The organism is Rhizobium sp. WW_1 (assembly GCF_003610155.1).
Classification (GTDB): Bacteria; Pseudomonadota; Alphaproteobacteria; order Rhizobiales; family Rhizobiaceae; genus Rhizobium; species Rhizobium tropici_A.
The window spans coordinates 48,086-59,068 of sequence record NZ_RAIN01000027.1 but is presented as its reverse complement, the minus strand read 5'-3'; the positions used below and the strand labels follow the sequence as shown (position 1 = coordinate 59,068).

Here is a 10,983-nt window from a genome sequence, read left to right as displayed (position 1 = left end):
GCGCCAGATGTACGGAAGAGCAAAACTCGATCTCCTGCAGGCGCGGTTGATCGGTGCGTCGTAGACCTGCACAGCAGCAAATGTGCGTCAGAGCCTATTTTGAGTGCAGATCCGTGTCAAAAATTGCCTTCGCGATGGCGGGTCAACGTTTCATGCGGCATCTAATCATCTGCGGAAGGTTAGCCGCTGCTGGATAGGGCGTTGAGGTGCTTCCTGCCGATGCGGCATGAACGAATTATGGGTTGGAAGAATTCTCTATGAACAATCATGAGATCTTACGATGGGCTTGCACCGGCACGGCGCCGCCTGCGGGTGTCGCCCGGGCAGCCTTGATTGCGATGACTTCGATTTCTGTGAGCATGGCACATCTTCCAGCCGCTCAGGCCGCCATCCCCGAGCCACCCGCTTCCGTCCTGGCCCAGGAAGCCGAATTGATCGTGACCGGGTGGGGGGCAATATCGATGCACGCGTAGAAGAACCGGATTGGGTCGCTGGCGGCGTCGACGTGTCTGCGGTGCAACCTGCCCAAATTCGCGGCACCTGCTACACCACCACGATCCGAATCCAGGCTGTCGAGAAGGGGGGGGTCGGGCGCTAAGGGTGCGACGCGAGTGTTTCACGGTTGGGAAGCAACGGAGCGGCCGTCCGGTTGGACCGGGCCGAGGGGAGCCATCACGTCGCCGCCGGCGGTCCGCGACATGGTAAAGGTTCTTCTGAAACATGGAGCAAATGGCTGGGGCTCGTTCGCGGAGGGTGGTTTGAATGTGCTCTCAAGCGAGTAGACGTGATGACGATCCGACCGTCTTGATCAACGCTCGATCGGTCGGGTTGGAGGGACCTCGCTCTAGACTGACGCGAGTGCTGAACCGGGCCGCTCGGTTGATGCTTGCAATCGCCGTCTTCATTCCGATGGCGTTGCAGCCGTCCCTTGCGTCTCCAACGCCTAAATTCAATCCAAAGCCAGCGCACCAATACGAGTTGATCGCGACGATCCAGGATGCTCCCGGCCCGTTCGATGAGGTGACAGGGTATGTGTCCTATCAGGTGAGCAACACCGATTGCTTGCCTCTTCAGCCTGGGAGCGGAGCGACATTGGCGATGCAGAGGAGGTTGCCACTAAAGCTCCTACCATTCTCCGATGGCTATACGGCTACCTTTCATCTCGACGCGCTTGCCGACGCAAACTATTTCGGCCTCGGTGTCTGTCACTGGGACATCGGCGGTGTCGGGCTCAATCTGACGGTACACAACGTGGTGTTCAGCCCCGGCCTCTCAACAGCGGAAGTGACGACGCGATCACCGATCACAACCTATTTTGCTCGAGCGGCTTATCGTAACCCCGAGCGCAGTGGGAGCACTATCGGAACGGCTCGATCGGCGTATGTAACAAGTCATCCTGCAGAATTTTTTGCAGTCACGCTGCAAAGTAAGGAGAAGCCATGACATTGGTATATGCAGCATCTGGGGTATATGTAGCATCTGGAAAATCCCAGCCTGCTCGCCGTCACCGGATGAAGTTATGTACACGCTGTGGCTTTGCGCTGGCCATGGTGATCGCTACGGGCGCAGATGCGCAGAACACCGGTCATCGCAGCAGCGGTGCTATTGTCGCTGCCGGCTTTGCACAAATCGTGCGCGATCGAGAAGAGGCGAGTTGGCAAGATCTCGCTTCCGCGTTGCGGTTGCCCGAGTTGTCCAGAGCTCCGGCGACATGGAACGGACCATTTTCCAGCGGGGACGATCCGCGCTTCACGGCAATCTATGCCCCACCATCGTCGAGCCTTGGAATCGGGAAGGTGATGGTTGAATGGAGATTCGAGGCGCCGTTAGGGCCGAATGGCAAGACGACAATTTCTCGTATGTTGACGGTTTCTCTGCTGACCGATTCCTGTCCAACTCCGGAGGAGATGGCGGCGGCGACAGGGTCGAACGAACGGCATTTGACATTTCCGGGGCCTGACGCGGGGCCACCTCAAAGCACCCATTGGTTTGACCTAAAGGACTTTGCGGGCAAAAGTGCCAGTATTTCCTATACCACGAAGCCGGATTGCGAACTGACCGCCTTCGACAAAGAGAACTGGTGATGGCCGGATCTCGCAGCCTCTATCGTCCTTGTCCGAGTCTACGAGCCGATGGCTGTGTCGCGAAGCTTTGACCGATAATCCAAAGAGGCTGATGAGCTGGAGCTCCTAAGGTGTCAGGCAAGAGATATGGGATGAAGGAACCATTGAAGGATTACGTGACGATAGCTCTTCTGGGAGCGCTAACGGGTTGTGCATTTGTCGGAATCAGCGCCATGCTGGAGGCAAATGCACTCGATCAATTTGGACGGCAACCGACATGGCTGGCAGTTCCGCTCTCGGCGCCGTTTGGCATCCTCGTGGCGATGATCGTCCGCAGTAAAATCACGGCGCAAAACGGAGGTCGTGGTGTTGGGCTACTTGCGTTGCTTATCGCCTCGACCGCCGTCGCTCTTGTTTTGGCAGCGGGTAGCGTCGATTTTCTTCTTAGCGACGACAGTACCCCGCAATATACGGACTACGCGATGAGTGGCGCCATCGGCGGCCTCATAGGTGCAGCCTTCATGGCAATCGTCATATGGGTTCTGCTTAGGCGCCGAAATATCCGATTTTCCGGATGGCCTATGGTAATCGCTGGCACTTTCGGTGGTGCGTTTTGGCCGGAAGGGGTGTTTCAGATGCGATATTCACTGACCATGTCATGCTTGTTCTTTCCTTTGTGGCAGGCTTGCGTTGCCTCGGGACTGTGGTTCGGGTTGCGAAATGCCGCGTCAAACCAGCTCCGTTCAAAAGTGGGAGATTGATGGTGGGAAAACCTATTGGTCGGCAGGCGGGCGAGCCCAATTCCAAGACCGTGTTGGTTTCGCGCATCAGGTCAGACATGGTTCCGGTAACAAGCAGCGGGACCCAACGCTAATCGCGGACGGCGGCGGCTATCCCGAGATGCCGTTCACCTCCTGGCCTCCGCAATCATGGCAAGGCTGCAGGAAAGACAGAACGCACACGAATCAATTGGTGGTGCTGCCTCGGAAAGATTACCGGCTGACCGCCGAGCTTGAAGGAACATCGGACAGCAGAAAGACCTGGGTCGAGAAATGACGGTCATATCCTTCCATTCTCGTGGCGCGGAGTTCTCAATAGGTTGGGCGGCAGCCCAGTCTGGGGTCGAAACTGCAATTGGCAGGGGTGTCGACGGGAGGATGCTTAGCGAAATAGGCCATCGTAAACTGCTTGTTGATGGCGTTTCGGCGCGCGTCGATGGCGTGTACACGCTCCGACCATGCGCGGGCCTTCGCCTTGTCGCCCGACGCGATTATCGCCTGGGCCTCTGTCGCCAGCTTTGCTTTCTCGATATCGAGTGGGATTACTTCTGGCGATGCCAACCCTTGGGCTACTCTCTGCCGATCCATCTCGGTCATTCTATTCATTTCGGCGACCGCGCCGTCATAATTGACGGCGGTGGCTGAAGCCGCGCCGGTATTACCAGCAAATCCATTCTGTGCGGTGGGCGCACACCCGGCGAGGGCAACGACTGTCAGCAACAACGCACCGGCCGCTCTCATTACATCAGTCATTCAGTTCCTCCAAAGTTGCTGTGCAGCCTGTCTGCTGTCGGTAGACCACCGGCCGGGGATTTAAAGTCCAATGAATATGCCGTGATAGCGCGCGGCGAGCTAACTGCAAGGGCTGCTGCGCCGCAGCGCGGTTCGGAGGAGTGACCCAATCTCCCCTATTTGCCATTTGATTTACCGTCACTCAACGCCTTCGCAACATCTTGCCGAACGCCCGGAGAAACGCCGGGACGATGCAGGGTCCATGGATTGAAATTTCCGCCAGAGAAGGGGCTTAACAGAATATCGTCAATCTTAAGCCTGCCATTTTCCGGTTTTAGAAAGAACAAGCAAGAATAAGAGCCGTTCGCGTTATAGTTCATCGCGACCATGACGCCGTTGAGCTTATCGGATACGTCCTTGAATTTCACCGGATGGGCACCGCCATCGTCGGAGTCCGCGCTGGTGAGATAGTCAGTCTCACCATTCGTTATATTGTCGATTCCCGGAGTGCTATTGGGCGCCGAGACGGCATCGGGATTTGCTGCTTCCTTCGCCTTCAGCGCGTACCAACTCGCAAGGAAATCATGCGTAAACAGGATCGTTTCCATCTTCGTCGGTGAACGACTGGCGCCTCGGAGCAATTCGTCCGCGTCGGCGGCATGGCCTTCGTAGTCGACCGTAAATCTCACGACGTCAGCGGCGCTGGCGTTCGCGCCCGGCAATCCGGCAGTCGCTGCGTATCCGAGAAGCGGAGTTGAAAGCAAAGCCGCGATTAGGGAGAGGAGTCTCAAGCGCATGATCGCTTTTTTCCTTGTGGAGGGCGACCACTTTGTGGATCGCTTCGTTTCGAAAATCTTTCGACCGCGGTCGAGCAAGAAAGCCCTGCATCACGGACTAGCGTCTATCGACCCCATGATCATGGGCAACAACGGCGCCAAAACTCGATGTAAGGATACGCGTGCAACATATTCTTGCATCGGCTTTTCGGTCATTCCCCGATACAAAACGTGATTCTCTCCACTATCCATCGTTGTCGGCCATCGTGGACGATTTTATCGATCGCATGATCTCCTACGCCTTTTCGATCATGCCGCTAAGGAATGTGAGAGTTGCGACACATTGCGCTTCGCCGCTCCTCGGCTCTTTCTATAATCACGTGATTGCCGGTTTTGGACGCCGTCATTTTCGAACGTACACGCTTGAGAAGGTGACGTTGGAGCCACCACAATTGTGGTTGTCCGTGATGACAAGATAAGGGCCGAGTTGAGCAGCTTTAATTGTGCACGCTGAATTCGCGTAGGCAGTCTTTATATTGTCGCCATCGGTAAAGGAGACGAAAGCGCCTTGGGGGGAGATGACTGCACCGAACTGACCTGATTGCGCGTCGATTGGGTTGCTGTTCCATGTCGCGTTGCCATCGATCCCAATTTTGGCGTCGTCTTTTGCCACGACATCGATCGTCGCATCGCTGTCATCACTGATCCAATGACCGGCCCAGTGGGGCGAGGGCTCGATAGTCTTCAAAGCCGAAAGTGGCAACCAGCCGGAAGTGGCGATAGCCTTACCTTTACGCGCTGCAACGTATATCGCACACGCGTAATCGCCGAAGCGGCTTATGACGACAACCTGATTGCCTTTCACGAGGCGGGCCCGCTGCTGGCAGACGTCGTTCGCAGCAGGGCAACTTCCTGCCTCAGGACCATGAACGAAGTGGATGCCGGTCGGCGTATCCACCTCATAGAGAGCGACGGTCTTGAGGTCGACGTCCACCATGTTGTTGATGCAGAGTTGGTCGGAGGACTGGGCCGAGGCCGAATGTGAGAGCATAGGGACGAAGGCTAATATAAGGCAACGCAACAGGTTTAACGATGTCCTACGACTTTGAGTTGGCGGAACATTGTTTGCTTGCATAGACACGCTCTAACATTTCTTCGTTACCCCGAGTCATATCCCGACGTGCGCTTGCGTGAACTAGTTTTCTCTTCGAATAGACGCGTGTGTACTTATTATGGACACGGGATCCGGTTATGGAAATTGCCCAGCGCTTCGTAGACGCCCCTGGGTTGTAATTTCTGCTGCTTCGCGATGCCGACCGGTGACAGCATCCCGTTTTTGACGTGTTTGCGTTTCGGATTGCAGAACGTCGCGATGTGATCGAACACGTCCTAGCGAGCCTCGTTGCGTGACCGGCAACCCCTGCGGCGTATCCGTTCACGCTCCAGAAGATTGAAGAAGCTCTCGGCCACAGGATTGTCATGGCAGTTAACCCGTCGGCTCATCGAGTGAACCAGGTTATGGTGCTTGACGAACGAGGCCCAGTCCATGCGGGTGAGCTGCGAGCTCTGATCCGAGTGGATCGACATCTGACCCTTCGGCTTGCACCTCGACACCGCCATCAGCAGCGCTTGCAATATGACGCCCGTGACCCAGTCCTTATCCGGAACTTCTACGTCAAATTGCTGGTTGAGCGCATTATCTACAACGATGGAAGTCCTGCCGCCCCAGGCGCCAGCGACGTTTGCAACAGATCTGCGCCTTAACTCCGGCAAGACGGGTCAGATGCGCAGCCCGGTTCGGGCAACGCATCTCGCCTCGGTCGAGACGATAGTCATACAGTCTTTGATAGCCGTAGACCTCGCCGAGTTCGATCGGCAAGGTCTATTCCGGCAAGGAGGACAAGGGCACAGACGCGTCAAGCTGATGTCTGGCGCGACGTGTTTAGGAACCCAGCTATAAAATCGACGGCTTCGTCGCCGCTTCTCAGACCGAGATGGATACTCTTACCTATTCCGCTCTTTCCGATCCGGACAGGACGAACGCCGAGTTCGGCAGCCTCCCGACGTACAAGCCAGTTCGGAATGGCGCTGACGCCACGACCGGCCGCAACGAGCTGAAGCATCATTTCCGTGGTCTCAACATTCCGGTGATGTCGCGGACGGCAGTTGGCGGGAGCTAGAAACTGCGTGAATACATCCAATCGCTCCGGCGGCACGGGATAGGTGAAGAGAGTTTCGTCCAGCAGATCCGCTGGTTCGGCGTAGTCCTTGCGCGCGAGTGGGTGATCGGTCGGTACGGCAAGCACGAGCTCGTAGTCAAACACAGATAGATAATGGATGCCCGGCGCCTCGATCGGATCCGGTGTGATCAGGATATCGATCTCGTATCCCGTCAGAGCTGCCACCCCTCCGAAGGCAAATGATGTCGTCAGTTCCAGATCCACGTCCGGCCAGTCCACCAGATAGGGTTTTGTGACGCCCATCAGCCATTGATGGCAGGGATGGCATTCCATGCCGATCTTCAGAGAGCCTCGCTGACCGTAGCGATAATCCGACAAGACATCCTCAGCCCTTTCGATCTGCGGTAGAATGCGTTGCGCCAGCGTCACAATGTAACGCCCGGCCTCGGTGAGGCGAAGATTACGACCATCCTTCTCCCACACAGCCACGCCATAGCGCTCTTCGAGCTTTCGGATCGTATGGCTGAGTGCAGACTGGGTCACATTCAGCCGTTCGGCTGCCGCCGTCAGACTGCCCAAGCGATCGACTTCGCGCAGGATTGACAGATGTTGCCTGTCCAGCATGGTTATGCCCGCCTCTGCTCAAGGGGAACGGCTCCGGTCGCACCACGACCGTGGACGGAAGCTGGCCGGTGATCCTTGCAGACCGCCACCATCCTGAAGTGTCGGGTGACCGTATTATGCCAGTTGCCCGTCAACGGGTTTTCGGACCGAAATTTTGTCTCGATGGACATGGAGCTGCGGCCTGCGCGCTCGACAAGTCCGGTACCCCCGATAAGGGTGCCGTGATGGTTCGTATCTTCGGGAAAAGCGATATCGATAAGGCTGGCTATCGAGCCATGCTGGGCAGTTTTTGCTATCGTCGTGGTCTCTGTCATCGGCACTGCCATTGTGTTGTGGTAAGGTGCTGACATGACGCAAAGGCGACGGCACGGGAATGCCGATCGCAAAAGCGGCACACCGGGACACCCCGCCCGTGGACGTTATCTATCGCGGCAGGTCTCCTGGCTTGCGGGTCATTGCTATGGTCCGTCTTCCCGAGGCACGCCTCAGTGACATGGATGGACCTTCGCTTGCCGCTCACAGTTGCGGGGGCAGCTTCGGCTTCGGGTCTTCACAAGATCCCTGACCGAATTCCCTCTTAGCTCCGGACTTTCGTCCGCAGAACCACGACGACGAACCAATGCCGCATGTCGCCGAAGGGGTCAAGATGTCTGTAAAAAGTCAAGCTTGAGGCGAGTGGCTGCCCATTATGAGCACTGGGAAAGGCGACGTCTTTGAATTCCGGCTGGAGCGCTTCGACCGCGAAATGATGAAGATGGCTCATGCTTCAATGAGATAAAACCATTTTTAGTCGATCAATCCCTCAGCTACATAGCACGCACCGCTCCTAATGTCGGAGGGTGTGACGAATTACGCCCGAGAAAACCGGAACATACAATTAGGAAAATCTCGAAAGGGAAAACAGTAATGCAGGTTTTATCTCGGAATTTAGAGCGCAAGATCGCGATGAACGAAGAATTTACGTTTAATATAAAGCGAATTTCTTTCGATGAGGATTATCGCCCCGCAGAGAACACGCGGATCACCACTAATTTTGCCAATTTGGCGAGAGGGGCGAACCGTCAGGAGAATCTGCGGAACGCCTTGAAGATGATCGACAACCGTTTCAACGCCCTGGCGAATTGGGATAACCCAAATGCAGATCGTTATTCTGTCGAACTTGAGATCATTTCCGTTGAAATGAATATCGGTGCTGAAGGCGACGGTAATGCCTTCCCATTAATTGAGGTATTGAAAACGAACATCGTCGACCGGAAAACGAATGAACGCATTCAGGGCGTTGTGGGGAACAACTTCTCCTCTTACGTGCGAGATTACGACTTCAGCGTCGTGTTGCCAGAGCACAACAAGAACCGCCCCGATTTCAGCATTCCGGATAATTTCGGCGACCTGCATGGTAAGCTGTTCAAAAGCTTTCTGAATTCAGGTGCCTACAAGGAAAATTTCGATAAGCCGCCGATTATCTGCCTGAGCGCGTCAAGCAGCAGGACATATCGCCGAACTGAAAATCAGCATCCGGTGTTGGGTATCGAATACCACCAGGATGAATTCTCTTCAACCGATGAATACTTCAGAAAAATGGGACTAAAGGTTCGCTATTTCATGCCGCCGAATAGCGTCGCGCCTTTGGCTTTCTATTTTCTCGGCGACCTGCTTGGTGATTACACCAATCTTGAACTGATCAGCACCATCAGCACGATGGAGACTTTTCAGAAGATCTACCGACCCGAGATTTACAATGCCAATTCGGCTGCCGGGACATGTTATCAGCCGAGCCTGAAGCACCAGGACTATTCACTCACTCGAATTGTCTATGATCGAGAAGAACGTAGCCGGTTGGCTATCGAGCAGGGCAGATTTGCTGAGGAGCACTTCATCAAACCATACAAGACCATTCTTGAGCAATGGTCTGCCAATTACGCTATTTGACGAACCGAAATATAAGGTCGCTATCATGAAAAGACTGTTGCCCACGTCCACCGCCGGCAGTTTGCCGAAGCCCTCATGGCTTGCGCAGCCTGAGAAGCTCTGGTCACCTTGGAAATTGGAAGATGAGGAATTGATCGAGGGCAAGCAGGATGCCCTGCGTTTGTCTTTGGACGATCAACGACAGGCAGGTATCGATATTGTTAGCGACGGTGAGCAAACGCGCCAGCATTTTGTCACGACGTTCATCGAGCACCTCAGCGGCGTCGACTTTGAGAAGCGTGAGACCGTCAGAATTCGAGATCGCTATGATGCGAGCGTCCCAACAGTCGTCGGAGCTGTGTCGCGTCAGAAGCCCGTTTTTGTCGAAGATGCCAAGTTTCTGCGTCAGCAGACCAAGCAGCCCATCAAATGGGCGCTGCCCGGTCCAATGACCATGATCGATACGCTCTATGATGCCCACTATAAAAGCCGTGAAAAGCTGGCATGGGAATTCGCCAAGATCCTCAATCAGGAAGCCAAGGAATTAGAGGCTGCTGGTGTCGATATCATTCAGTTTGACGAGCCAGCATTCAACGTCTTCTTCGATGAGGTGAATGATTGGGGAGTTGCCACCCTGGAGAAGGCGATCGAAGGGCTAAAATGCGAAACTGCCGTTCATATCTGTTACGGGTATGGCATCAAGGCTAACACAGACTGGAAGAAGACCCTAGGATCGGAGTGGCGGCAATATGAGGAATCTTTCCCGAAGCTGCAGAAATCCAGTATCGGTATGATCTCCCTGGAATGCCACAACTCTCATGTTCCAATGGATCTCATCGAGCTTGTCCGAGGCAAGAAAGTGATGGTGGGGGCTATCGACGTGGCAAGCAATACCATTGAGACGCCAGAGGAAGTGGCCGCTACTCTGCGAAAGGCACTTCAGTTTGTCGATGCCGACAAACTTTGCCCTTGCACCAATTGCGGCATGGCACCCCTTTCTCGTCGTGTGGCAAGAGGCAAGCTGAATGCCTTGAGCGCCGGCGCAGAAATCGTCCGAAGGGAACTCTCGGCCTAGTGCTGGTGAGCCGGTTCACCACCAAGGGTGCCGACGGCTTCAACGTCATCCCATCGCTCTTCCCGGGCGACCTATCGATTTCATCGAAATAGTCGTACGGGTCGTGCAGGCGAGGGGATGCGTTTGCGCACCGAATATGAACAGGAACCTTGCGGAACCGTCTCGGTTTCGCCTGTCCCGAACGCGTTTGAGAGGCCGATATGGGAATGGTGGATCACCGCTTCAACATTGTGGACAAAGCCACATTTCGCAACGGCATGTCGCGCCTTGGCACGGCGGTCAGCGTCGTCACCACCAGGTCTGGCGGTAAGCACTACGGCTTTACGGCGTCAGCAGTCTGCAGTGTCAGCGATACGCCGCCAACACTTCTCGTATGTATCAATCGAGCGAGCTCGTGTTTTCATGCTTTTGAAAACACGCGCCATTTCTGCGTCAACACGTTGATGCCGGGTCATGAGGACATCTCGAACACCTTCGGCGGGAAGACGCCGATGGAGGATCGATTTGCGCTGGGCGAATGGAGAGAGGGCCTCACGGGCGTCCCGATCCTGGCCAACGCTTCGGTCAGCTTCGAATGCGAGCTCACCAATGCCGTCGACGAGGCAACCCACCGCATCCTCTTCGGGCGCGTAATCGACATTCGTGAGAACGAAGAACAGGCAACGCTGCTCTATTGCATGCGCCGCTATCTCAACGGCTAGGCTCAGGATCTCTAATTTGCAGGCCTGGCGGTGTTTCTCTTGAGGTTTCAGGAATCTACCCATAATGATGGCTGCAGGCGGCAAGCGTGCGGTCTCTGCGTTCATCACGCGCACAGGGCACGTTCCAGATACCCTACTATGCGGC

10 protein-coding genes, 2 pseudogenes and 1 riboswitch are annotated in these 10,983 nt (G+C 55.3%); of the genes and pseudogenes, 6 read left to right on the top strand and 6 right to left on the bottom strand.

Features of this window, described 5'->3' with window-relative positions; genetic code table 11:
- Positions 1 to 879 precede the first annotated feature (879 nt).
- The 3 genes from BJ928_RS35875 (at position 880) to BJ928_RS35865 (ending at position 2,824) form a co-directional block, all read left to right on the top strand.
- Positions 880 to 1,443 (top strand): hypothetical protein, encoded by a 564-nt coding sequence (locus tag BJ928_RS35875; RefSeq protein WP_147413981.1) that lies wholly within the window; start codon positions 880 to 882, stop codon positions 1,441 to 1,443.
- On the top strand, positions 1,440 to 2,084 hold the full coding sequence (locus tag BJ928_RS35870) for a hypothetical protein (RefSeq protein ID WP_147413980.1): 645 nt from the start codon (positions 1,440 to 1,442) through the stop codon (positions 2,082 to 2,084). The genes BJ928_RS35875 and BJ928_RS35870 overlap by 4 nt, the downstream gene beginning before the upstream one ends.
- Positions 2,085 to 2,215: 131 nt before the next feature.
- Positions 2,216 to 2,824, top strand: coding sequence for a hypothetical protein (locus BJ928_RS35865; protein ID WP_047636704.1), 609 nt, complete (start codon positions 2,216 to 2,218; stop codon positions 2,822 to 2,824).
- A gap of 330 nt (positions 2,825 to 3,154) precedes the next feature.
- On the opposite strand, the gene BJ928_RS35860 is transcribed toward BJ928_RS35865, so the two are convergent.
- The 6 genes and pseudogenes from BJ928_RS35860 to BJ928_RS39600 all read right to left on the bottom strand — a co-directional run bounded on the left by BJ928_RS35860 (position 3,155) and on the right by BJ928_RS39600 (position 7,468).
- Positions 3,155 to 3,595, bottom strand: a complete 441-nt coding sequence (locus BJ928_RS35860; protein WP_047636702.1) for a hypothetical protein — start codon at positions 3,593 to 3,595, stop codon at positions 3,155 to 3,157.
- A gap of 155 nt (positions 3,596 to 3,750) precedes the next feature.
- Positions 3,751 to 4,449, bottom strand: a complete 699-nt coding sequence (locus BJ928_RS35855; protein WP_147413979.1) for a hypothetical protein — start codon at positions 4,447 to 4,449, stop codon at positions 3,751 to 3,753.
- Between the two features lie 304 nt (positions 4,450 to 4,753).
- On the bottom strand, positions 4,754 to 5,347 hold the full coding sequence (locus BJ928_RS35845; protein WP_047636690.1) for a hypothetical protein: 594 nt from the start codon (positions 5,345 to 5,347) through the stop codon (positions 4,754 to 4,756).
- A gap of 233 nt (positions 5,348 to 5,580) precedes the next feature.
- Positions 5,581 to 6,312, bottom strand: a pseudogene (locus BJ928_RS39605) (IS3 family transposase); the annotation flags it as partial.
- Between the two features lie 38 nt (positions 6,313 to 6,350).
- A pseudogene (locus BJ928_RS35835) lies at positions 6,351 to 7,154 on the bottom strand (LysR family transcriptional regulator); the annotation flags it as partial.
- A 2-nt stretch (positions 7,155 to 7,156) separates the two neighbouring features.
- Positions 7,157 to 7,468, bottom strand: coding sequence for a hypothetical protein (locus tag BJ928_RS39600; protein ID WP_047636686.1), 312 nt, complete (start codon positions 7,466 to 7,468; stop codon positions 7,157 to 7,159).
- Positions 7,469 to 7,566: 98 nt separating this feature from the next.
- Positions 7,567 to 7,777, bottom strand: a riboswitch (cobalamin riboswitch).
- Between the two features lie 322 nt (positions 7,778 to 8,099).
- Here BJ928_RS39600 and BJ928_RS35825 point away from each other — a divergent pair.
- The 3 genes from BJ928_RS35825 to BJ928_RS35815 all read left to right on the top strand — a co-directional run bounded on the left by BJ928_RS35825 (position 8,100) and on the right by BJ928_RS35815 (position 10,838).
- Complete coding sequence (locus BJ928_RS35825) at positions 8,100 to 9,083, top strand: DUF1852 domain-containing protein (RefSeq protein ID WP_047636723.1); 984 nt, start codon at positions 8,100 to 8,102, stop codon at positions 9,081 to 9,083.
- Between the two features lie 25 nt (positions 9,084 to 9,108).
- The gene (locus BJ928_RS35820; RefSeq protein WP_047636684.1) at positions 9,109 to 10,137 is read left to right on the top strand and encodes a methionine synthase; all 1,029 of its coding nucleotides are present in this window, start codon (positions 9,109 to 9,111) and stop codon (positions 10,135 to 10,137) included.
- Between the two features lie 206 nt (positions 10,138 to 10,343).
- A complete protein-coding gene (locus tag BJ928_RS35815) occupies positions 10,344 to 10,838 on the top strand; it encodes a flavin reductase (protein WP_047636721.1) in 495 nt (164 codons plus the stop codon).
- The last annotated feature ends 145 nt before the right edge of the window (positions 10,839 to 10,983 follow it).

What these genes read in the sequence shown, in the direction of transcription:
- BJ928_RS35870 (WP_147413980.1), top strand. Translation starts at nt 1,440, where the DNA reads ATGACATTGGTATATGCAGCATCTGGGGTATATGTAGCATCTGGAAAA.
- BJ928_RS35865 (WP_047636704.1), top strand. Translation starts at nt 2,216, where the DNA reads ATGAAGGAACCATTGAAGGATTACGTGACGATAGCTCTTCTGGGAGCG.
- BJ928_RS35860 (WP_047636702.1), bottom strand. Translation starts at nt 3,595, where the DNA reads ATGACTGATGTAATGAGAGCGGCCGGTGCGTTGTTGCTGACAGTCGTT.
- BJ928_RS35845 (WP_047636690.1), bottom strand. Translation starts at nt 5,347, where the DNA reads ATGGTGGACGTCGACCTCAAGACCGTCGCTCTCTATGAGGTGGATACG.
- BJ928_RS39600 (WP_047636686.1), bottom strand. Translation starts at nt 7,468, where the DNA reads ATGACAGAGACCACGACGATAGCAAAAACTGCCCAGCATGGCTCGATA.
- BJ928_RS35825 (WP_047636723.1), top strand. Translation starts at nt 8,100, where the DNA reads ATGAACGAAGAATTTACGTTTAATATAAAGCGAATTTCTTTCGATGAG.
- BJ928_RS35820 (WP_047636684.1), top strand. Translation starts at nt 9,109, where the DNA reads ATGAAAAGACTGTTGCCCACGTCCACCGCCGGCAGTTTGCCGAAGCCC.
- BJ928_RS35815 (WP_047636721.1), top strand. Translation starts at nt 10,344, where the DNA reads ATGGTGGATCACCGCTTCAACATTGTGGACAAAGCCACATTTCGCAAC.